Annotated in this window: 16 protein-coding genes; 12 read left to right on the top strand and 4 right to left on the bottom strand. The window is 73.1% G+C overall.

The annotated features are described in order from the left end of the window. The first annotated feature begins 9 nt into the window (after positions 1–9). Positions 10–1,233, top strand: coding sequence for a cysteine desulfurase-like protein (locus AB0A94_RS14005; protein ID WP_361743659.1), 1,224 nt, complete (start codon positions 10–12; stop codon positions 1,231–1,233). After that, complete coding sequence (locus AB0A94_RS14000) at positions 1,226–1,819, top strand: DUF1990 family protein (protein WP_361743656.1); 594 nt, start codon at positions 1,226–1,228, stop codon at positions 1,817–1,819. The genes AB0A94_RS14005 and AB0A94_RS14000 overlap by 8 nt, the downstream gene beginning before the upstream one ends. Here the strand turns inward: AB0A94_RS14000 and AB0A94_RS13995 are convergent. Both AB0A94_RS13995 and AB0A94_RS13990 read right to left on the bottom strand, forming a co-directional pair. Continuing rightward, positions 1,761–3,677, bottom strand: a complete 1,917-nt coding sequence (locus tag AB0A94_RS13995) for an AMP-dependent synthetase/ligase (protein ID WP_361743653.1) — start codon at positions 3,675–3,677, stop codon at positions 1,761–1,763. The two genes, AB0A94_RS14000 and AB0A94_RS13995, sit on opposite strands and share 59 nt — an antisense overlap. A gap of 84 nt (positions 3,678–3,761) precedes the next feature. Beyond that, positions 3,762–5,336 (bottom strand): von Willebrand factor type A domain-containing protein, encoded by a 1,575-nt coding sequence (locus AB0A94_RS13990; RefSeq protein ID WP_361743650.1) that lies wholly within the window; start codon positions 5,334–5,336, stop codon positions 3,762–3,764. A 334-nt stretch (positions 5,337–5,670) separates the two neighbouring features. Here AB0A94_RS13990 and AB0A94_RS13985 point away from each other — a divergent pair, with 334 nt between their 5' ends. The 4 genes from AB0A94_RS13985 (at position 5,671) to AB0A94_RS13970 (ending at position 11,014) form a co-directional block, all read left to right on the top strand. Continuing rightward, positions 5,671–6,435: an ABC transporter ATP-binding protein gene (locus AB0A94_RS13985; protein ID WP_361743647.1), complete on the top strand. Its 765-nt coding sequence runs from the start codon at positions 5,671–5,673 to the stop codon at positions 6,433–6,435. Positions 6,436–6,438: 3 nt separating this feature from the next. Continuing rightward, positions 6,439–8,964: an FtsX-like permease family protein gene (locus AB0A94_RS13980; protein ID WP_361743644.1), complete on the top strand. Its 2,526-nt coding sequence runs from the start codon at positions 6,439–6,441 to the stop codon at positions 8,962–8,964. 185 nt (positions 8,965–9,149) lie between these two features. After that, a complete protein-coding gene (locus AB0A94_RS13975) occupies positions 9,150–10,367 on the top strand; it encodes a sensor domain-containing protein (protein ID WP_361743729.1) in 1,218 nt (405 codons plus the stop codon). Further along, positions 10,355–11,014, top strand: coding sequence for a response regulator transcription factor (locus AB0A94_RS13970; protein WP_361743641.1), 660 nt, complete (start codon positions 10,355–10,357; stop codon positions 11,012–11,014). The genes AB0A94_RS13975 and AB0A94_RS13970 overlap by 13 nt, the downstream gene beginning before the upstream one ends. A gap of 48 nt (positions 11,015–11,062) precedes the next feature. On the opposite strand, the gene AB0A94_RS13965 is transcribed toward AB0A94_RS13970, so the two are convergent. Further along, positions 11,063–11,713 (bottom strand): NAD(P)H-dependent oxidoreductase, encoded by a 651-nt coding sequence (locus AB0A94_RS13965; RefSeq protein WP_361743638.1) that lies wholly within the window; start codon positions 11,711–11,713, stop codon positions 11,063–11,065. A 130-nt stretch (positions 11,714–11,843) separates the two neighbouring features. On the opposite strand from AB0A94_RS13965, the gene AB0A94_RS13960 reads away from it, so the two are divergent. After that, positions 11,844–12,215 (top strand): helix-turn-helix domain-containing protein, encoded by a 372-nt coding sequence (locus tag AB0A94_RS13960; protein ID WP_361743635.1) that lies wholly within the window; start codon positions 11,844–11,846, stop codon positions 12,213–12,215. Positions 12,216–12,245: 30 nt separating this feature from the next. On the opposite strand, the gene AB0A94_RS13955 is transcribed toward AB0A94_RS13960, so the two are convergent. Continuing rightward, positions 12,246–12,791 (bottom strand): DoxX family membrane protein, encoded by a 546-nt coding sequence (locus AB0A94_RS13955; protein ID WP_361743632.1) that lies wholly within the window; start codon positions 12,789–12,791, stop codon positions 12,246–12,248. A gap of 127 nt (positions 12,792–12,918) precedes the next feature. Between AB0A94_RS13955 and AB0A94_RS13950 the strand changes: the two genes are divergently transcribed. The 5 genes from AB0A94_RS13950 (at position 12,919) to AB0A94_RS13930 (ending at position 22,649) form a co-directional block, all read left to right on the top strand. After that, positions 12,919–13,245 (top strand): nuclear transport factor 2 family protein, encoded by a 327-nt coding sequence (locus AB0A94_RS13950; protein ID WP_361743630.1) that lies wholly within the window; start codon positions 12,919–12,921, stop codon positions 13,243–13,245. A gap of 686 nt (positions 13,246–13,931) precedes the next feature. Continuing rightward, positions 13,932–17,306: a pyruvate carboxylase gene (locus AB0A94_RS13945; RefSeq protein ID WP_361743727.1), complete on the top strand. Its 3,375-nt coding sequence runs from the start codon at positions 13,932–13,934 to the stop codon at positions 17,304–17,306. A 538-nt stretch (positions 17,307–17,844) separates the two neighbouring features. After that, positions 17,845–18,657 carry an SAM-dependent methyltransferase gene (locus AB0A94_RS13940; RefSeq protein WP_361743627.1) on the top strand — a complete coding sequence of 271 codons (813 nt, stop codon included), beginning with the start codon at positions 17,845–17,847 and terminating at the stop codon, positions 18,655–18,657. 46 nt (positions 18,658–18,703) lie between these two features. Beyond that, positions 18,704–19,447, top strand: a complete 744-nt coding sequence (locus tag AB0A94_RS13935) for a class I SAM-dependent methyltransferase (protein ID WP_361743624.1) — start codon at positions 18,704–18,706, stop codon at positions 19,445–19,447. 190 nt (positions 19,448–19,637) lie between these two features. Beyond that, positions 19,638–22,649, top strand: a complete 3,012-nt coding sequence (locus AB0A94_RS13930; RefSeq protein WP_361743621.1) for a family 16 glycoside hydrolase — start codon at positions 19,638–19,640, stop codon at positions 22,647–22,649. The last annotated feature ends 161 nt before the right edge of the window (positions 22,650–22,810 follow it).

Here is a 22,810-nt window from a genome sequence, read left to right as displayed (position 1 = left end):
AGGCCTCACGTGACCTACGACCTCACCGCACTGCGCGCCCAGGTGCCCGCGCTGGCCGCCGGCACCGCGCACTTCGACGGCCCCGGCGGCACCCAGACGCCGCTGCCCGTCATCGAGGCGATCGCCGCCGCGCTGTCCCGGCCGCTCTCGATCCGCGGCGACGGACTGCCCGGCGAGCGCAACGCCGAGACCGTCGTCGTCGAGGCCCGGCGCGCCATGGCCGACCTCCTGGGCGCCGACCCGGCGGGCGTCGTCTTCGGCCGCAGCGCCACCCAGCTCACCTACGACTTCTCCCGCACCCTCGCCGACACCTGGTCACCGGGCGACGAGGTGGTCGTCACCACGCTGGACCACGACGCCAACATCCGCCCCTGGACGCAGGCGGCCGAGCGGACCGGCTGCACCGTCCGCCGGGCGGACTTCGACCCGGCCACCGGCGAACTGACCGCCGACGACATCCGCGCCCAGCTCTCCGGGCGCACCCGGCTGGTGGCCGTCACCGCGGCCTCCAACCTGATCGGCACGATGCCCCCGGTCGCCGAGATCGCGCGGATCACGCACGAGGCGGGTGCCCTGCTGTACGTCGACGGCGTGCACTACGCCGCACACGCCCCGGTCGACGTCGAGGCGCTCGGCGCGGACTTCTTCGTCTGCTCCCCGTACAAGTTCCTCGGCCCCCACCACGGCGTCCTGGCCGCCCGGCCCGAGCTCCTGGAGACACTGCGCCCGGACAAACTGCTGCCCTCCACGGACGCGGTGCCCGAGCGCTTCGAACTCGGCACGCTGCCCTACGAGTTCCTCGCGGGCACCCGTGCGGCGGTCGACTTCCTGGCCGGGCTGGCCGCCGAGCGGGGCGGCAGCCGCCGGGAACGGCTCGCCGCGGCGTTCGAGGGGATCGAGGAACACGAGGGCGTCCTGCGCGACCGGCTGGAGCAGGGGCTGGCGGCGCTGGAGCAGGTCACCGTCCACTCCCGGGCGGCCCGGCGCACCCCGACCCTGCTGCTCACCCTCGACGGCCACCGCACCGAGGACGCCTACCGCTTCCTCGCCGGACGCGGCGTCCACGCGCCCTCCGGCAGCTTCTACGCGCTGGAGGCGTCCCGCCGCCTCGGCCTCGGCGACACCGGCGGCCTCCGTGTCGGCCTGGCCCCGTACACCAGCGGCGAGGACGTCGACCGGCTGCTGGCGGGCCTGTCCGCCTTCCTGGAGCGGAGGGCGGACGCACGTGGGTGACGACGGCGGCCTCACCTACGGCCCCCGCGGTGCCACCGCTCCGCGGGTCCCGCTCTGGTCCGCGTCCCCGCCCGGGTTCCGCCGGTTCGAGAGGACCGTGACGATCGGACGGGGAGAGGACGCCTGGACCGCCGCCAGCAAGGCGGTGCTGCGGTGGGAGGTCAAACGGCGCAGCGGCTTCGCCGTCGCCCCGGCCGACGGGGGCGGCCTCGGCGTGCGGGTGCGCGGCCGGTACACCGTCACGGCGGGCCTCGGCCGGTGCGTCGTGCGGGAACCGGTCGAGGTCGTCGCCGTGGTGGAGACCGGGGACCGGTGCGGTTTCGCCTACGGCACCCGCCGGGGCCACCCGGTCAGCGGGGAAGAGGCCTTCATCGTGCACCGGGACGGCGACGGCCGGGTCCTGCTGACCCTGCGTTCCCTGACCCGGGCGGCGCCGGCGGGCCCCTGGCGCCCGCTCTTCCCCGTTCTCCTGCTGGCGCAGCTCCACGTCCGCGGGCGCTACCTCCGTGCCCTGCGGGACACGGGGATCAGGAGTACAGGGCCGCGATCTCGTCCGCGTAGGCCTCCTGCGCCGCCTGCCGCCTGACCTTGAGGGACGGCGTCAGGAGTCCGTTCTCCTCGGTGAACTCGCCCTCGATCAGGGTGAAGGCGCGGATGGACTCCGCGCGGGAGACGGCCTCGTTGGCGTAGTCCACGGCCTTCTGCACGTCGGCGCGCATCCGCGGATCGCGGACGACCTCGGACATCGGGGTGCCGGCGGGCAGCCCGCGGACCGCCAGCCAGTGGGCGACCGTCTCGGGATCGAGGGTGATCAGCGCGGCGACGAAGGGGCGGTTGTCGCCGACGACGAGGCACTGGCCGACGGGCGGGCGGCTGCGCAGCCGGTCCTCCAGGACGGCCGGGGAGACGTTCTTGCCGCCGGAGGTGACGAGGATGTCCTTCTTGCGGCCGGTGATGGTCAGATAGCCGTCCTCGTCGAGGGAGCCGAGGTCGCCGGTGGTGAACCAGCCGTCGTCGAGCGCCTCGTCGGTGGCGGCCGGGTCGTTCCAGTACGACCCGAAGACGATGCCGCCCTTGATCCGCACCTCGCCGTCGTCGGCGATGCGGACCGCGGTGCCGGGGACCGGGAGCCCGACCGTGCCGGGACGGGGGCCCAGCGGCGGGACGATGGTGGCGGCGGCGGTGGTCTCGGTCAGGCCGTAGCCCTCGTAGATCATGATGCCGGCCGCGTAGAAGAAGAGGTTGAGGTCGCGCTCCAGCGGGGAGCCGCCGCTGATGGCGTAGCGCGTCCGGCCGCCGAGTTCCTTGCGGACCCGGCGGTAGACCAGCAGGTCGTACAGGGCCCAGGCGGCGTACAGTCGCAGGCCGGGGCCCTTGCCGCGGCCCAGGAACCTGTCGAGGTGGGCCTCGCCGAAGCGGACGGCGACACGGTGGGCGCGTTCGAAGGAGGCGCCGCGGCCGATCTTCTCGGCGGTGGCCCGGCCGGTGTCGTGGATCTTCTCGAAGAGGTAGGGCACGCCCACCAGGAACGTCGGGCGGAACGACTTGAGGGCGGGCCGGAGTTCGCCGGGCTTGATGCTCGGGAAGTGGCCGATCTCGATGCGGGCGAGCAGGCAGGCGATCTGGATGGTGCGGCCGAGGATGTGGGCGAGCGGGAGGAAGAGCAGGGTCGAGGCGGTCTGGTCCGTGACCTCCTTGAAGACGGGGTGCAGCAGCTCGACCGTGTTGGCGGCCTCGGCGTACAGGTTGGCGTGGGTGAGGACGCAGCCCTTGGGGCGTCCGGTGGTGCCGGAGGTGTAGCAGACGGTCGCGACGCTGTCGGGGGTCAGGGCGGTACGGCGCTCGGTGACCTCCTCGTCGGGGACGTCCCGGCCGAGTGCGACGAGTCCGGTGAGGGCGTCCGTCTCCAGTTCCCATATGCGCGGGGGTTCCGGGTGGGCGGCGGTGCCGGTGGTGACGGCGGCCGTGTTCTGCGCGGTCTCCGTGACGACGTACCGGGCGCCGGAGTCACGGACGATCCACCCCACCTGCTCCGCGGAGGAGGTGGGGTAGACCGGCACGGTCCGGCCGCCGGCGGACCAGACCGCGAAGTCCAGGACCGTCCACTCGTAGCGGGTGCGGGACATCACGGCGACCCGGTCGCCCGGTTCCAGGCCGGCGGCGATCAGCCCCTTGGCCACGGCGGTGACCTCCTCGGCGAAGGCCGCCGCCGTCACCGGGCGCCAGGCGCCGTGCTCCTCGCGCCGCAGCACCACCGCGTCGGGGGCCTCGGCCGCGTTGGTGAACGGGATGTCGGCCGTGCTGCCGGTGGTCCGCCGCGGGGCCAGGGCCGCCGTACGGGCCTCACGCACGACGCCGTGCTCGTCCCTGACGGTCTCGGCCCCGGTCCGGCCGGCCGGACCCGTGCGTCGTGTCGCCCGTTTCAGATCCCTGCGTACGCCCATGACGGCTCCCGGTCGCGGCTGATGCTCTCGTGCTGGTACTGCCGTACTTACTTACTCCGGAGTCAACTTACCGGTGCGTAAGAATCAGTCAATGGGCAGGGGTCGGTCCAGTCGGTTCGCCGCGCGGATCGCCTCCGCCAGCTCGCGGACGTCCTCGTCCTCCGTCCGGTCCGCCAGGTCACCGGCCCGCTCGGAGAGTTCGCCGAGACCGGGGGCGCCCGGCAGCGCGCTGTGGCGGTGGTCGTACGAGCGCAGCGCGTCGGCGAAGTAGGCCGCGGTCGCGGCGACCGTCAGACCGCGCCGCGCGCCCCACACGGAGCCGGCGAGACCGTCGGCCTCGAGGTCGCCCGTCTCCTCGTGCGGGGTGCGGCTGTCGGGGTCGAGCCAGCGCACGGTCGCCGTGGCGAGGTGGCCCTCGGCACCCGGGAGGGTGCGCACGGCGTACAGGGCGGTCACGGTGTGGCCGGGCCCGGCCTCGCCGCCGTCCACCCGGTCGTCACGGAAGTCCTCGTCGGCGACCCGCCGGTTGTCGTAGCCGACGAGCCGGAACTCGGCGACCGTCTCCGGGTCGAAGGCCACCTGCGCCTTGGCGTCACGGGCCGTCAGCTCGATGGTGCGGGGCAGCTGCTCGCAGAACACCTCGCGGGCGTCCTCCTCGCCGGACACGTACACCGTGTGGCCGTCGCCCTTGTCGGCGAGCCGCTCCATGAGCGCGTCGCCGTAGTCGCTGCCGACACCGACGCCGAACAGGGTGATGCCGTGCTCGCGGCGGGACTCCGCGATGCGCTCGAGGATCGCGTCGGCGTCCGTGTCACCGGTGTTCGCGAGCGCGTCCGAGACGAGCACGACCCGGTTGGTGGCGCCCTCGCGCAGCCCCTCGACGGCGGTCTCGTACCCGGTCTCCATGCCCGCCCCGAGGTTGGTGGAGTCGGTCGGCTCCAGACTGTCGACGGCGTCGTGGATCTCGTCCCGGTTGCCGCCGAGCCGGGTCATCGGCAGGACGGTCTCGGCCTCGTCGCTGAAGGTCACGACGGCCACCGAGTCGTCGTCGCGCAGTCGGTCCGTCATGGTCGCTAGGGAATGCCGGGCGAGGTCGAGGCGGCCCGGTTCCGCCATCGACCCCGAGATGTCGATGACGAACGTGAGGGCGGCCGGCGGACGTTCGCCGTCCGGCTCGGCGGCCCGGGTGGCCAGGCCCACCCGGACCAGCGACCAGTCCTCCTCGCCGGTGCGGGCGCCGTCCACGGTGACCGTGAAGCCGTCACCGCCGGGACGCTCGTAGTCCTGCCGGAAGCTGTTGACGAACTCCTCGGGGCGGACGGCCGACGGATCGGGCAGCCTGCCCTCCGCGAGGGTGCGGCGGGCATAGCCGTACGAGGCGGTGTCGACGTCCAGCGCGAAGGTCGACAGGTGGTCGGGATCGGGGGCGGCCTCGCGGGAGTCCTGCTCGCCCTCGTCCCGTTCGCCGTCGTACCGCCCTCCCGAGCCCCGGTCGGGGGAGGGCAGCGGCGCCGATCCGTCGCCCCCGCGGTCGTAGGAGGCGTCGCTCGTCCTGGAGGCGCCGTCGCTCCCCGCGCCGCAGCCGCCGGCCAGCAGGCAGCCCGCCGCCGCGAGCGCGAGCAGCCCGCCGGCCGGCCGCCGTGTCCCGTGCCACTTCATCGTCCTTGTCCCCTCGGTGGGTTGACGCCGACTTCAGTGACTGTGACGGCGCGGCGGGCCGGAACGTGCGGTACGGCGCGTTGCGGGTGGGTCTCGAAGACGACACGGAGAGGGCCCGCCGAGACCGGTAGGTGATCTTCCGTTGACCTGCGGTCCCGCGTCCTCGCCGCCAGAACCGCGCCGGGCCGGGGCGAACGGCGCGACCACGGACGTTATGCCGGGTGGTAGTGCCTGCACCACCATCGTTCGGTCACTGGCTGCATGGGCGGCGGCCCCCGCGCCTCCTACCGTCGTTCAGGTACCGCGACGAACCACGCCCGGAAGGCGCCCCACCATGTCACTGACCCCGGCCGACGTCGCCGTCGGCCTCGACCATGTGCGCAAGGCGTACGGCGGTGAGCAGCCGGTCGTGGCGCTGGACGACGTGAGCGCCGCGTTCACGCGCGGCACGATGACCGCCGTGATGGGACCGTCCGGATCGGGCAAGAGCACCCTGCTGCACTGCGCGGCCGGACTGGACCGGCCGGACTCCGGGACGGTACGGATCGGGTCCACCGACCTGTCGTCGATGTCGGAGAGCCGACTGACCGAACTGCGCCGCGGCCGGGTCGGTTTCGTCTTCCAGGCGTTCAACCTGGTGGGCGCGCTGAACGTGGAGCAGAACATCCTGCTGCCCTCCCGGCTGTCGGGCCACCGGCCGGATCCGGCCTGGGTGGCCGAGGTGATCGGACGGGTCGGACTCGGCGACCGGCTGCGGCACCGGCCCGCGCGGCTCTCCGGCGGCCAGCAGCAGCGCGTCGCCATCGCCCGGGCGCTCGTCACCCGCCCCGAGGTGATCTTCTGCGACGAACCCACCGGGGCCCTGGACACCCGGACCGCCGCCGACGTCCTCGCCCTGCTGCGGTCGGCGGTCGACCAGTTCGGGCAGACCGTCGTCATGGTGACCCACGACCCGGTCGCCGCGTCCTACGCCGACCGCGTGCTGCTCCTCGCCGACGGGCGGATCGTGCGGGACGTGCCGCAGCCCGGGGCCGAGCGGATCGCCGAGCACCTGGCGCTGCTCGGCCGCCGGCAGCCCGTCGCGAGCCGGGAGGGCTGAACCGTGCTCCACCTGGCCGCGCGGATGGTGCGCTTCCGCAAGGGCGGTTTCGCCGCCACGTTCGTCGCGCTCGCCGCCGGCGTCGCCGTCCTGATGACCTGCGCCCTGCTCGTGGAGTCCGGATGGCGTTACAAGGGTCAGCCAGGGCGTTATGACGCCACGCTCGCCGTCGTCGCCGACCGGGACCTGCGGGTGACCACGACGATGTTCGGCGAGACCGAGCACACCACCATCGCGCTTCCCGAACACGGCAGCGTCCCCGAGAAGTTGACCGGCGAACTGGCCGAAGTGCCCGGTGTGGCACGCGCGGTGGGCGACCGTGCGATCCCGGTCATCACGACGGTGGCCCCGGACCTGCCGGTCACGGGGCACGGCTGGGCGAGCGCCGCCCTCGCCCCGTACCGGCTGGTGGCCGGTGAACCCCCGCGCGTCGACGGGGAGATCGCCGTCGACGCCCGGATCGCCGACGGCCGCGGGCTCGGCCCCGGCGACACCACGGACGTCATCACCGGGGGAGAGAGCCGACCGTACCGGGTGAGCGGCGTGGTCGAGACGGACGGCGCGCCGGGGGAGGGGGCGGCGCTGTTCTTCACCGACGCGCGGGCGGCCCGCCTCGACCCCCGCCCGGACCGCTTCGACGCCATCGGCGTCCTCACCGAACCGGACGCCGACCGCTCCGCCGTGCTCGCCGCGGTGCGCCGGGTGGCGGACGGCGCCGACGCGACGGCGTACACCGGTGACGGGCGCGGACTGGCCGCCCAGCCCGAGGCCGCGGCCGCACGGGCCTTCACCCTCCAGGCCGGCGGCGCGTTCGGCGGGTACGCCGCGATGATCATCGTCTTCGCCGTCGCCGGGACCGTCGGCCTGTCGGTACGGCACCGGCGCCGCGACCTCGCCCTGCTGCGCGCCGTCGCGGCCACCCCGGGCCAGGTGCGGCGGATGCTCCTCGCGGAGGTGGGCCTGCTCGCTCCGGTCGCCGCCGCCGTGGGCGTCCCGGCCGGACTGCTCGCCACGCGGTACGTCCGCGACGAACTGGTGTCCCGGGGGTTCGTGCCCGACGGTTTCACCGTCCGGGGCGGACCGCTGTCCGCGGCGGCCGTGACCGTGGCCGTCGCCGCCGTGGCGCTCCTGGCCGCCTGGATCGCCGCGCTGCGCGTCACCCGGATCAAGCCCACCGAGGCGCTCGGAGAAGCGGCCGTCGAGCGCGGCCCGGGCAGCAGGGCGCGCGGGGTGAGCGGCCTGGTGTGCCTTGCCGTCGCGGTGTCCCTGACCGGCCTCACCGGTGCCACCGACGGCCAGACCGCGCTGGGTGCCGCGATGGGCATGCTCTACACGTTCGTCCTCGGGGTCGCGCTCCTCGCCCCCTGGATCAACCAGGCCGCGGCCCGGTTCCTCGGGCCCGTGCTGCGGGCGGTGTGGGGCGACAGCGGCTACCTCGCCGCCGCGAACCTGCGGGCCAACGCACGGGGCACGGTCGCCGTCCTCACCGCGCTGGTGCTCGCCGTCGGCTTCGGCGGCACCGTCTGGTTCCTGCAGGACAACCTCCAGCGGCAGACCGTGGTGCAGAGCCGCGACGGCATCCTCGCCCAGCACGCCCTGACCGGTGCCGCGGGTCTGCCCGCCTCCGCCGCGGCGGAGGCCCGCCGCATCCCCGGCGTGCTCGCCGCGACCGGGGTGCGCCGCACCTCGGTCGTCGTGCCGGGCCGGCTCGAGGCGCAGACCGTGGTCGCCCAGGGCATCGACCCGAAGGGGGTGGAGCGGACGATGGACCTCGGGGTCCGGTCGGGCAGCCTCGCCGAACTGCGTGCGGGGACGGTGGCCGTGTCCACCGCACAGGCGGACGCCGCCGGCTGGCACCTCGGGGACAGGGCCGGACTGTGGCTCGGCGACGGCACGCCCGTCACCCTGCGCGTCGTCGCGCTGTACGAACGCGGCTGGGGCTTCGGCGACGTCACCCTCCACACGAAGACCCTCGCCGGGCACACCGTCACCGGACTCGACGACCAGGTGCTCATCCGCACCGCGCCGGACGCCGACGCCGGCGCCGCCCTGGCCGGCCTCGCCCGCCGGTACCCGGCCGCCGCGCTGGTGGACACCGACCGGCTGACCGGCGAGATCGCCCGGGACCTGGCCGTCAGCGGCTGGCTGAACAGGCTGCTCATCGCCGTCCTGGTCGGATACGCGGTCCTGGCCGCCGCCAACACGCTCGTCATGGCCGCCCTGGCCCGGACCCGGGAACTCGCCCTGCTGCGCCTGGCCGGCGTCACCCGCCGTCAGGTGAAGCGGATGGTGCACGCCGAACAGGCCGGTCTGCTGGGCGTGGCGCTCGTCATCGGCGGCGCGATCGCGGCCGTCACCCTCACCTCGGTCGTCAACGCCGCGGCCGGGCAGCGCGTGCCCCATGTTCCGGCCGCCGGGTGGGCCGTTGTGGCCGGCGGCACCGTCGTCCTGGCGCTCGTCGCCACGGTGCTTCCCGTCGGCCGGCTCCTGCGCACCCCTCCGGTCGAGGGCATCGGCGTCCGCGAGTGAGCACGCCGCGCCGGTCCCGGGCCCGGAGCGCGCCCGGCCGCGTACCGCACGCGGCCCGCGGCGCCGCCGGCCGCGTACCACCGGTCGGATGGCCCGGCGGGCCGGGGACCGGATGTTCTATCCTCCGCGCCTGGGAGGTGCGAACGGTGGTGACTCACGAGGCGACGCCGACGCGTCCACGGGCCGTGCCGGTCCGTGCCCGGGCCGCCCTGGACGCACTGGAACACCTCATCGGCGGCATGGGCACCGGCCTGCTGGCGCTGCTCGCGACGCTGTGGCTGCTCCTGACGGCGGTGACCTGTCTGGTCGGTGTGGGCCTGGTGCTGCTGCCGTCCGCGCTGCACGCGGTGCGGGCCGTCGCCGACCGGGAACGGGCCAGGCTGTCCCGGTGGGGCCCCGAGATCATCGGTCCGCCGGAGCAGCCGGCCGGGCTGCGGGCGGCGGTCGCGGACCGTGCCGTCCGCCGTGAGGTGCGCTGGGTGTGCACGCACGCGACCTTCGGCCTGCTCCTCGGTCTGATCGGGGCGACGCTGCCGCTGAACGCGGCCCACGACACCACCTTCCCGCTGTACTGGCGCCTCCTGCCGGAGAGCGAGGCGACCGCGACCCTGGGCTGGTGGACCGTGCGCGACTGGCCCGGCGCCCTGTTCGTCACCCTCCTCGGCGTGCTGGGCGTCGTCGGCATCGTGCTGTGCACCCCCGTGCTCGCCCGGCTCCAGGCCTGGCCCGGTCGGCGGCTGCTCAGCCCGGACCCCGGGACCGACCTCGTCCTGCGGGTCGCCGAACTCACCGCCACCAGGGCCGCCGCACTCGACGCCCACGCCACCGAACTGCGCCGCGTCGAACGCGCGTTGCACGACGGCACGCAGAACCGGATCGTCGCGGTCACCGTGCTGCTCGGCGCGGCCCGCCGCGCCCTGACCCGCGACCCCGGTGAGGCCGACGCCGTCCTCGAACGGGCCCAGGAGGCCGCCGAACAGGCGCTGGCCGAACTGCGGGCGGTCGTCCGCTCCATCCTCCCGCCGGTCCTCGCCGACCGCAGTCTGCCCGACGCCCTCACCGCCCTGGCGGCCGACTGCCCGGTGCCCTGCCGCGTCGACGCCGACGTGGCAGGCCGGTGCGCGGCGTCCGTGGAGGCGACGGCGTACTTCGTGGTCGCCGAGGCCCTCAGCAACATCGCCAAGCACAGCGGCGCCCGCGACGCCGGTGTCGTCGTGCGCCGCCTGGACGACCGGCTGTACGTGGAGATCCACGACGACGGCCGCGGCGGAGCGGACGAGCGGAACGGATCCGGGCTCACCGGCATCCGCCGACGCACCGAGGCGCACGACGGAACACTGGAACTGGCCAGCCCTCCCGGCGGCCCCACCACCCTGAAGGTGACCCTGCCATGCGGATCGTGATCGCCGAGGACGACGCCCTGCTGCGCGAAGGGCTGGCGCTGCTGCTGCGCGCCGAGTCACTGGACGTGGTGGCCACGGCCGAGGACCCCGACGCCTTCCTGGCCGCGGTGGACGCGGAGAAGCCGGACGTCGCCATCGTCGACGTCCGGATGCCGCCCACCCACACCGACGAGGGGATCACCGCGGCCGTGGAGGCCCGGCGGCGCCGGCCCGAGCTCGCCGTCCTCGTCCTGTCCGCCTACGTCGAGCAGGCCTTCGCCACCGATCTGCTCGCCCAGGGCAGCGCCCGGCTCGGCTACCTGCTGAAGGAACGGGTCGGCCGGGTCGAGGAGTTCCTCGCCGCGCTGCACCGGGTGGCAGAGGGCGGCACCGCCATCGATCCCGAGGTCGTCGCCCAACTGCTCAGCCGCTCCCGGCCCGACGCCCGGCTGCAGCGGCTCAGTCCCCGTGAACGCGAGGTGCTGGCCCTGATGGCCGAAGGGCTCGGCAACGCGGCCGTCGCCGAACGGCTCGTCGTCACCGACGGGGCCGTCCACAAGCACATCCGCAGCATCTTCGCCAAGCTCGACCTGGCGCCGACCGACCGCACGGACCGCCGGGTCGCCGCCGTACTGCACTACCTGGAGGACGCCAGGCGCCGGGCCTGACCCGGCACCCGGCACCCGGCACCCGGCGCCCGGCGCCCGTGACCGGCCCTAGGCCGCCAGCTGCTCGGCGAGGGCCTTGGCCTTGACGGCCGCGTCCTCGTGGGCGCGCTCCCGGGAGCTCTCGAAGAGCGGGACCAGCTCGGCCATCGCCGGGTTCTGCGCGGCCATGGTCAGCTCCGGGACGATGAAGTCGAGGTCGAGGCCCAGGAAGTCGACCAGCACCGCCCGCAGGTAGTTCTGCACGTACTCGTAGCCCTCGCGCGGGGTGCCCGGCGCGTAGGAGCCGCCGCGGCTGGCGATCACGGTGACCGGGGTGCCCTTGGCGGAGGGGTTCTCGCCCGCGGTACGGCCCATCAGGATCACGTTGTCCAGCCACGCCTTGAGCGTGGAGGGGATCGTGAAGTTGTACATCGGGGCGCCGATCAGCAGCGCGTCCGCCCGCTCGAACTCCTCGATCAGCTGCAGGCGCCCGGCGAAGGCGGCGGCCTGCCCGGGAGTGTGTGCGGCGGGGTCCGCGAAGGCCGCCGTGTGGGCGTCGGCGGTGATGTGCGGAACCGGGTTCACGGCGAGGTCGCGGTAGATCACCGTGCCCTCGGGGTGCTGCTCCTCCCAGGTCCTGCGGAAGGTCTCCGCCACGGCGCGGGACGCGGAGGCGGACGCCGGGAACACGGAGGAATCGATGTGCAGAAGGGTGGCCATCGGGGGTTTCTCCCATGGGTGCAGGGGCGGGAGCGCCGGAACGCCACCGCTGAGAATTCGTACTCGACTATGGATAACACAGGTGCTTACTTTTTTTCATCCCCTTGTGGAGGGGTAGTACCCTGGGGGCATGGCAGTCGAGCAGGTGCATGGGTCAGAGGCGTGCAAGAAGGTGGACGGCGGGATCACCCGCGTCTTCCAGCTGCTCGGGAAGCGCTGGACCGGCCCGATCGTGGCCGTGCTGGTGGAACAGCCGGCGTACTTCGCCGACCTGCGCCGGGCGATTCCCGGCATCAGCGAGCGCATGCTCTCCGACCGGCTGACCGAACTGGGCGCCGCGGGACTCCTGGTCCGTGAGGTCGACGAGGGACCGCCGCTGCGGGTCACCTACCGTCTGACGGAGTCGGGCGCCGCGCTGGGCCCCGCGCTCAAGGAGCTCGGCAAGTGGGCCGAGACGCATCTGCCCGAGGGCGGGCCCTGTACCGAGTCGACGGGCTGCTGAGGCCGTCGGCGCGGCGGACCGTTCCTCGGACTACTCCTCGAACAGCGTCTCCTGCTCGCCCTCCTTGGCCCTGCGCAGCCGCCGGACACGCGCCCCCACCGTCATCGTCGTGGCCGCCGCGGTCACCGCGAAGGCCGCCGGGATCATCCAGCTCCGGTTGACCGCGTGGCCGAGGGCGTGGTCCAGGGAGAGCCGGCCGGGACCCGCGACGGCGAGACCGGCGGCCGTCAGGCCCAGGGACGCGGCGTACTCGAAGCCGCCCTCCTGGTTGAAGAAGCCGTTGGGCGCGTGCACGGCGGACGCGCCCGCCATCGCGCCGGCCGCCGCGGCGCCCGCCGCCGGGGTGGCGAGACCGAGTGCGAGCAGCACGCCCCCGCCGGCCTCGGCGAGGCCCGCCGCCATGGCGCTCGCCCTGCCGGGCACATAGCCGATGGACTCCATGAACTGGCCGGTGCCCTCGAGGCCGCCCCCGCCGAACCAGCCGAACAGCTTCTGCGCGCCGTGCGCCGCGAGCACCCCGCCCGTTCCCAGCCGGAGCAGCAGCAGGCCCAGATCACGTCGGTCGTAACAGGTCACGTCGTCTCCCGGGGCAGTGGCTTGGCCCGACCACCGTCGCACCCCCCGCACCGGCCCGGCGCGCCACCGGTCGCCGTTCGGGTGACGCGGGTGGCGGGGTCCGGCGGCCGGTACGACGCTGTCAGGCATGACGATTCAGAGCACCCGTCTGCGCGACCCCGCCGTCCGCGCCTTCGTCACGGCCGTCAACAACCGCGACCGGGACGGTTTCCTGGCTCTGCTGGCGCCCGGTGCCACGATGGCGGACGACGGTTCCGAGCGCGACCTCACCGAGTGGGTCGACCGGGAGATCTTCTCCTCCCACGGGCACCTGGAGGTCGACAACGAGTCCGGCGGCGGCCGCCGGCTCCTCGCCCGCCACAGCAACGACACCTGGGGCGAGATGCGCACCCGGTGGTCCTTCACCGTCGACGACGACGGCCGCATCTCCCGCTTCGAGACCGGCGAGGCCTGACCCGAGGTCCCCGTGCCTGCGGGCGGGACGCCCGTCGTGGGCGTGCCGGGCCTGCTCGGCCTCGTCCAGGTCGGCCGTGGCCCACTCCGGGGGATGCGCGAGGAGATGCGCGAAGAGGGGCGGGAGGCCGGGCCCGGCCCGCTGATCCCGTGCTCGACCCGGGGCGGGACCTCCGGGTGGTACGTGCGCACGGCCGGGCCGTCGCGTTCCGGCCGCCGCAGCCGCTGTGCCGGCACCTCCAGGGCGATCCCGGCCGCCGCCGCAGGACGACGCCCGGTCCGGCTCCTCCGGCTTCGGTGCGGCCGTAGACCTCCACACGCCCGGCTCCGGCACCACCTCGGCCCGGAGCGACGGCGCCGAGGGCGCGGGGACGACGTCCGGCGCCTCGACGGCCTTCCCTCCCGCGTGGCCGGCGCGGCCACCGCGGACAGGACCGGCAAGCCGGGCACCGGCACACCGAACAGGCTGCTCGAGATCACGAAGTAGCGCTCCCCCGGCACGCACGAGGGCCGGGGAGGGCCACGGAGGGGTCATGGAGGGGTCATGGAGGGGTCATGGAGGAAGCGTTTCCTCCATGGCCCCTCACACCGTCGGCGGACCGAAGGTGAGTGGCCCGGTTCACATGGCGTACCGAACCCGCCACCGACACGATGGTCTTCGTCACCGGCAGGCTGGAGGGATCGAGAATGTTCCGCAAGGTGCTGGTCGCCAACCGCGGCGAGATCGCGATTCGGGCGTTCCGTGCGGGCTACGAACTGGGCGCCCGAACCGTCGCCGTCTTCCCGCACGAGGACCGCAACTCGCTGCACCGCCTGAAGGCGGACGAGGCGTACGAGATCGGCGAACCGGGACATCCGGTGCGGGCCTACCTCTCCGTCGAGGAGATCGTCCGCGCCGCGCGCCGCGCGGACGCCGACGCCGTCTACCCGGGCTACGGATTCCTGTCCGAGAACCCCGAACTGGCCAGGGCCTGCGAAGAGGCCGGCATCACCTTCGTCGGACCCGGCGCCCGGATCCTGGAACTGACCGGGAACAAGGCCCGCGCGGTGGCCGCCGCCCGCGAGGCCGGCGTGCCCGTGCTCGGCTCCTCGGCGCCCTCCACCGACGTCGACGAACTCGTCCGCGCCGCCGACGGCATCGGCTTCCCCGTGTTCGTCAAGGCGGTCGCCGGCGGCGGCGGCCGCGGCATGCGCCGCGTCGAGGACCCCGCCCAGCTGCGGGAGGCCGTCGAGGCGGCCTCCCGGGAAGCGGCGTCCGCGTTCGGCGACCCCACGGTCTTCCTGGAGAAGGCCGTCGTCGACCCCCGCCACATCGAGGTGCAGATCCTCGCCGACGGGCAGGGCGACGTCATCCACCTGTTCGAGCGGGACTGCTCGGTGCAGCGCCGCCACCAGAAGGTGATCGAACTCGCGCCCGCGCCCAACCTCGACCCCGCGCTGCGTGACCGCATCTGCGCCGACGCCGTGAACTTCGCCCGGCGGATCGGCTACCGCAACGCCGGCACGGTGGAGTTCCTCCTCGACCGGGACGGCAACCACGTCTTCATCGAGATGAACCCGCGCATCCAGGTCGAGCACACGGTGACCGAGGAGGTCACCGACGTCGACCTGGTGCAGGCGCAGCTGCGCATCGCCGCCGGCGAGACCCTCGCCGACCTCGGTCTGGCCCAGGAGACCGTCACCCTGCGGGGCGCCGCGCTGCAGTGCCGCATCACCACCGAGGACCCGGCCAACGGATTCCGCCCCGACACCGGCCGCATCAGCGCCTACCGCTCGCCCGGCGGCTCCGGCATCCGTCTGGACGGCGGAACCACCCACGCCGGTACGGAGATCAGCGCCCACTTCGACTCGATGCTGGTGAAACTCACCTGTCGGGGACGGGACTTCGCCGCCGCGGTGGGCCGGGCCCGGCGTGCGGTGGCCGAGTTCCGCATCCGCGGCGTCGCCACCAACATCCCCTTCCTGCAGGCGGTCCTGGACGATCCGGACTTCCAGGCCGGACACGTCACGACCTCGTTCATCGAGCGGCGTCCCGAGCTGCTCACCGCCCGCCACTCCGCCGACCGCGGCACCAAGCTGCTGACGTACCTCGCCGACGTCACGGTGAACAAGCCGCACGGCGAGCGGCCCCGGCTGATCGACCCGCTCACCAAGCTGCCGCCGCTGCCGGCCGGTGAGCCGCCGGCCGGCTCGAGGCAGCGGCTCGCCGAACTCGGTCCCGACGGCTTCGCCCGCCGGCTGCGCGACGCGCCGACCATCGGCGTCACCGACACCACGTTCCGCGACGCCCACCAGTCGCTGCTCGCCACCCGGGTCCGCACCAAGGACCTGCTCGCCGTCGCCCCCGTGGTGGCGCGCACCCTGCCCGAGCTGTTCTCGCTGGAGTGCTGGGGCGGCGCCACGTACGACGTCGCCCTGCGCTTCCTCGCCGAGGACCCGTGGGAGCGCCTGGCCGCCCTGCGGGAGGCCGTGCCCAACATCTGCCTCCAGATGCTGCTGCGCGGCCGCAACACCGTGGGCTACACGCCGTACCCGACCGAGGTGACCGACGCCTTCGTCCAGGAGGCGGCGGCCACCGGCATCGACATCTTCCGCATCTTCGACGCGCTCAACGACGTCTCCCGGATGCGGCCCGCGATCGACGCCGTGCGCGAGACCGGCACGGCCGTCGCCGAGGTGGCCCTGTGCTACACCGCCGACCTGTCCGACCCGTCCGAGCGGCTCTACACCCTGGACTACTACCTGCGCCTGGCCGAGCGGATCGTGGCGGCGGGCGCGCACGTCCTGGCCGTCAAGGACATGGCCGGACTGCTGCGGGCCCCCGCGGCGGCGACGCTGGTGTCGGCCCTGCGCCGGGAGTTCGACCTGCCGGTCCACCTGCACACCCACGACACCGCCGGCGGCCAGCTCGCCACCTACCTCGCCGCGATCCAGGCCGGCGCGGACGCGGTCGACGGAGCGGTGGCCTCGATGGCGGGCACCACCTCCCAGCCCTCCCTGTCGGCGATCGTCGCCGCGACCGACCACTCCGAGCGCCCCACCGGACTGGACCTGACGGCCGTCGGCGACCTGGAGCCCTACTGGGAGAGCGTCCGCAAGGTCTACGCACCCTTCGAGGCCGGCCTGGCCTCGCCGACCGGCCGCGTCTACCACCACGAGATCCCCGGCGGGCAGTTGTCCAACCTGCGCACCCAGGCGATCGCGCTGGGCCTCGGCGACCGTTTCGAGGACATCGAGGCGATGTACGCCGCCGCCGACCGGATGCTCGGCCGCCTGGTGAAGGTCACCCCCTCGTCGAAGGTGGTCGGCGACCTGGCCCTGCACCTGGTGGGCGCGGGCGTCTCCCCGCGGGACTTCGAGGAGGAGCCGGACCGGTTCGACATCCCGGACTCCGTCATCGGCTTCCTGCGCGGCGAGTTGGGCACCCCGCCCGGCGGCTGGCCCGAGCCGTTCCGCAGCAAGGCCCTGCGGGGCCGCGCCGAGCCCAAGCCCGTCCAGGAGCTGACCGCCGACGACCACGCGGGCCTGGCGAAGGACCGCAGGGCGACCCTCAACCGCCTCCTCTTCCCCGGCCCCACCCGGGAGTTCGAGACGCACCGGCAGTCCTTCGGTGACACCAGCGTCCTGGACAGCAAGGACTTCTTCTACGGGCTGCGCCCCGGCACGGAGTACAGCGTCGACCTCGACCCCGGCGTGCGGCTCCTCATCGAGCTGCAGGCGGTGGGCGACGCCGACGAGCGGGGCATGCGCACCGTGATGTCCACCCTGAACGGCCAGCTGCGGCCGATCCAGGTCCGCGACCGGGCGGCGGCCTCCGACGTCCCGGTCACCGAGAAGGCCGACCGCGCCAACTCCGGCCATGTCGCGGCCCCCTTCGCCGGTGTGGTGACCCTCGCGGTCGCCGAGGGCGACGAGGTGGCGGCCGGTGCCACGGTGGCCACGATCGAGGCGATGAAGATGGAGGCCGCGATCACCGCCCCGAAGTCCGGCACGGTCGCCCGGCTGGCCATCAACCGCGTTCAGCAGGTGGAGGGCGGCGACCTGCTGGTGGAACTCGGCTGAGCGGGGAGCCGGCCCGGCCGTCGCGGTTCACGGGGAATGGGGCCGTGGACCGACTGCCGCACCTCGACCGCCCTTTTGACCGGCTGGACCCGCCCTGCTGGGCGGCCCGCCTGGTCAGCAGGGCGGCCCGTCGTCCGTCTGCTGCCAGAAGCGGTCATCGCCCCCGCCGCCCCTTCCCTTCCCGTCCCTGGGGGCTCCGCCCCCAGACCCCCGTTCGCGCGGTTCCCCGCGCCCCTGGAGGGGCGCGGAGCTGTGTCGATATGCGGCTCCGCCGCGTGGGCGCGAACAACCCCCACCCGCCCGCGCGTCGGGGTCCAAGGGGCAGCGCCCCTTGAGGACGGGAACGGGAAGGGGCGGCGGGGGCGAGGAACCAGTGGCCACCGGGCCGCGCGGCGCGGCGGGGAACCTCGCCCGTTTTGCAGGCCGGGCCGTCCGAAGTCGCCCCGTGCCCCTGCCGAACAAGCCTGCGCCGACGAGCTGTGGGACCGTAGATTATGCGTTGGCCAAAACAGCCCTCGAACGACTACGGACGGTACACATGACCGACCCTGCCGCGGCGCCAGGATCAGCGCAACAGAAGATCGACACCTCGGTGCCGCACTCGGCCCGGATCTGGAACTACTGGCTGGGCGGGAAGGACAACTACCCCGTCGACGAGGAGGCCGGCGACGCCTACACCGACGTCTTCCCCGGGATCGTCACCATCGCCCGCAGCAGCCGTGCCTTCCTGCGCCGCAACATCACCTACCTGGCGGGCGAGGCCGGCATCCGGCAGTTCCTGGACATCGGGACCGGGCTGCCGACGGCCGACAACACCCACCAGGTCGCCCAGCGGATCGCCCCCGAGTCGCGGATCGTCTACGTCGACAACGACCCGATGGTCCTGGCCCACGCCCGCGCCCTGCTCTACTCCGCCCCGGAAGGGGCGACCGCGTACGTGGACGCCGACGTACTGGAGCCCGACCGCATCCTGGAGGTCGCCGCGCAGACGCTGGACTTCGAGCGTCCCACCGCCCTCATCCTCAGCAACATCCTGGGTCACATAGCCGACTACGACCAGGCGCGTTCCATCGTCACCCGGCTGATGGCCGCGCTGCCGTCCGGCAGCTACCTCTCCGTCAACGACGGCTCGCGGGGCGTCGACCCCGTCTTCGAGCGGGCCCAGGACGCCTACAACGAGAGCGGCGCCGTGCCCTACAACCTGCGCACCGTCGACCAGATCACGGCGTACTTCGAGGGCCTGGACCTCGTCGATCCCGGCGTCGTCTCCGTCCCGCTGTGGCGCCCGGACAGCGACACCCCCACCCCGGAACCCATCGGCGAGCACGGCGGTCTCGCCCGCAAGCCCTGACGTAATTCGCTGGACACCACCGGCTCCGGCGGCGAGCGTTGACGGAATGGAGCAAAAGGACATCTGGGACGCTGACGCCGCCCAGCGCTATGACACGCCCGGCACCGGAATGTTCGCACCCGAGGTGCTGGAACCGACCGTGGACCGCCTCGCCCGGCTCGCCGAGGGCGGGGCGGCCCTCGAGTTCGCCATCGGGACGGGCCGGGTGGCCGTTCCGCTCGCCGGGCGCGGAGTCCCCGTCACCGGCATCGAGTTGTCCCGGCCGATGGTGGAGCAGTTGCGGATCAAGGCCGACGAAGCCACGATCCCCGTGATCATCGGTGACATGGCGACCACCACCGCCCCCGGGGAGTACACCCTCGTCTACCTCGTCTTCAACACGATCTCCAATCTGCTCACCCAGGCCGAGCAGGTCGCGTGCTTCCGCAACGCCGCCCGTCACCTCGGCCCCGGCGGGCGGTTCGTGATCGAGCTCTGGGTGCCCGAGCTGCGCAAACTGCCACCGGGTCAGTCGGCCACGGTCTGGCAGTCCGATTCCGGGTACATCGGCCTGGACACCTACGACACCCTGCGCCAGCACGTCGTGTCGCACCACTTCCACTTCGACGACAGCCGGCAGGCGCAGCTGTTCCGCACCCCTCATCGCTACATCTGGCCGGCCGAACTCGACCTCATGGCCCAACTGGCCGGTTTCGAGCTGGAGTCCAGGCACGCGGACTGGGCCGGCGCCGCGTTCACCGCCGAGTCGCGCTCCCACGTGTCCGTCTACCGCATCCCGCCCTCCTCGTAACCGCACACCCGTCCCGCGGCACACCCATTACATCGATGAATGCTGCCCACTCGAAGGACTTTGAACTCATCGAGTACAAAGTCTGGACGAGTTGAGCAGAAGTCTCCTAGCGTGTCGGCCGCAACCGTTGGCGGTTCGCCATTCGGCACCGAAGTTATCCGGCCCTCCGGTCGACTCAGCAGGAGGAAGCATGGACGCACGGCTGTACCGGCGCGCCCGAAGATCCCTGACGGGACTGCTCGTCGGGGCGTTCGTCGCGGGCGGGCTCTGGGGGGCTCCCCTGGCATCGGCCCGACCGGGCTCCGCACCACAGGCCGACGTGCCGCCGCAGGAGCCCGGTGTCACCCTGCGCGTCTTCGACGTGCAGGTCCCGCTCGAGAAGATCTGCACGCTCAAGCCCGGACAGACCCCCAACGTCGACAAGCTGATGCCGACCGTCGACTGGAGCACGACCGGCGACTTCGGCGGGTTCGGTGACAACTTCGTCACCCAGGTCACCGGCAACCTCCACGTACCGGCCGACGGTTCGTACACCTTCCGGCTGACCAGTGACGACGGCTCGCGGCTGCTGATCGACGACCAGCTGGTCATCGATCACGACGGGCTGCACGGCGCCGAGCCCAAGGACGGCACCGTCCAGCTCACCGAGGGCATGCACGCGTTGCGCATCGACCACTTCGAGCGCGGCGGCGACCAGGTGCTCAACCTCGCCTGGCAGCCCCCGGGCGCCGACGGCTTCGCGACCGTGCCGAACACGGCGCTGAGCACCGACGCCGGAGTGGTCCGGGTCACCGCCCCGGGCCGCAAGGAGTGCGAGGGCTTCCGCGACTCGCCCGGCGACGGCCTCCCGCTCAACTCGGTGCGCCCCGACCACACCCTCACCGACCTGCGCCCCGAGGGCTTCGAACCGCAGGTCACCGGCATGGACTGGCTGCCCGACGGCCGTCTGGTGGTGAGCACCTGGGGCGGCACCGACAACACCGCCGGCGAGGTCTACGTCATGGACGAGGTCACCGGCACCACGGGCCCGGACAAGGTGAAGGCCACGAAGATCGCCGAGGGCCTCAAGGAGCCGATGGGCCTCAAGGTCGTCGACGGCACCGTCTTCGTCTCACAGAAGCACGAGCTGACGGAGCTGGGTGACAGCGACGGCGACGGCTTCATGGACAAGTTCAAGACGATCGCCACCTGGCCCTACGGCGGCAACTTCCACGAGTTCGCCTTCGGACTGCTGTACAGCAAGGGCTACTTCTACCTGAACCTGTCCGTCGCCATCAACTACGGCGGCGCCACCACGGATCCGCAGCCCGCACCCGGCCGCGGCGCGACCATCAAGGTCAACAAGAAGACCGGCAAGGTCAGTTACCTCGCCGGCGGCCTGCGCACCCCCAACGGCATCGGCTGGGGCCCCGGCGGCGACATCTTCGCCACCGACAACCAGGGCGGCTGGCTCCCCTCGTCGAAACTGGTCCACATCAAGCAGGACCGCTTCTTCAACCACTACACCAACCCCGCGGGCCCCTTCGACTCCGAGCCGGTGACCCAGCCGGTGCTCTGGCTCCCGCAGAACGAGATCGCCAACTCGCCCAGCACACCGCTCTACCTGACCAAGGGCAGGTTCAAGGGGCAGATGCTGTTCGGCGACGTCACCTACGGCGGTCTCCAGCGCGCCTACCTGGAGAAGGTCAAGGGCCAGTACCAGGGCGCGGTCTTCCGCTTCACCCAGGGCCTCGAGGCCGGCGTCAACCGGATCACCATGGGCCCCGACGGCGCGATCTACGCGGGCGGTCTGGGAGCGGACGGCAACTGGGGCCAGGAGGGCAAGCTCAGGTACGGCCTCCAGAAGCTGACGCCGAACGGCGGCAACACCTTCGACATCCAGGCCATGCGGGTGAAGAAGGGCGGCTTCGAGCTGGAGTACACCCAGCCCCTGTCGCAGGAGACCGCTGACAACCTTGTCAGCCACTACGAGGCCGAGCAGTGGCGCTACACCCCGACGCGCGACTACGGCGGCCCCAAGATCGCCGAGGAGACCCTGGAGGTGACCTCGGCGAAGCTGTCGGACGACCGCAGGAAGGTGACCCTGGCCGTCGAGGGACTCAAGCCGGGCCGCGTCGTGCACCTGCGCTCCCCGCGTCCGTTCAGCTCGGCGTCGGGCGAGACCCTGTGGAGCACGGAGGCCTGGTACACGCTCAACGCCATGCCGGGCAAGCAGCCCGAACAGGGCCCGCTGTACGAGGCGGAGGAGGCGTCCCTCACCGGCGCGGCCGGCATCAACACGGACCACCGGGGCTACTCCGGCAGCGGATTCGTCGACCGGTACGGCACCCGGGGCGCCACGACGACCTTCGACGTCGACGTGCGCAGGAGCGGAACGTACGACGTGGGGCTGCGCTACTCCAACGGCCCCGACCCCTTCCGGGGCACCAAGTCCCTGTCCCTGTACGTCAACGGACGGAAGGTGAAGCAGACCGAGTTCCGCAGCACCGGCGACTGGGACACCTGGTCGACGCAGACCGAGGCACTGAGGCTGAAGGCCGGGCACAACAGCATCGCCTACCGGTACGACGAGGGCGACACCGGCCACGTCAACCTCGACCTCCTCACCGTCGACCGGCACGGCAGCCCGGTCACCCTGTTCGACGGCGACGGCCTCGACCGGTGGCAGCACACCGACGGGCGCCCTGTGGAGTGGCCCGTCACCGACGGCGCGACGGAGGTCTGCTGCGGGGACATCCGCACCAAGAACAGCTACGACGACTTCAAGCTGCACGTGGAGTACTGGCTGCCCCAGCTGCCCCCGGACGTGACGGGACAGGACCGCGCCAACAGCGGCGTCTACCTCCAGGACCGCTACGAGCTCCAGATCCTGGACTCCTACGGCGACACCACACCCGCCACCAACGAGGCGGGAGCGATCTATCTGAAGAAGGCCCCCGACGTGAACGCCGCGCGGGCGCCCGAGACCTGGCAGTCGTACGACATCGTCTTCCGCGCGGCGCGCTACGACGCCGAAGGGAACAAGACGTCGGACGCGCGGGTCACCGTGGTGTGGAACGGCAAGAAGATCCACGACGACGTGACCGTCGACGGCCCGACGGGCGGCGGGATCGCCGAGGGTCCCGCGGCCGGAGCCATCCGGCTGCAGGACCACGGCAACAAGGTCCGTTACCGCAACATCCGCATCGAACCGCTGAGTTAGCGCGCGACGACCGGGTCCGGTGTCCTGCCGTCCGGCGCGGACGGCAGGACACCGGACGCCCGGTCCGCCGAGGAGCGACGGGCGCGGATCCCGGTCGTGCCGAAGGCGGACAGGGCCGCGGCGACGGCCGCCGCCGCGCCGCACACCAGGTAGGCCCCGTG

The sequence above is a fragment of the Streptomyces sp. NPDC044984 genome (assembly GCF_040646935.1).
GTDB lineage: Bacteria > Actinomycetota > Actinomycetes > Streptomycetales > Streptomycetaceae > Streptomyces.
This window is presented reverse-complemented; position numbering and strand designations above follow the sequence as displayed.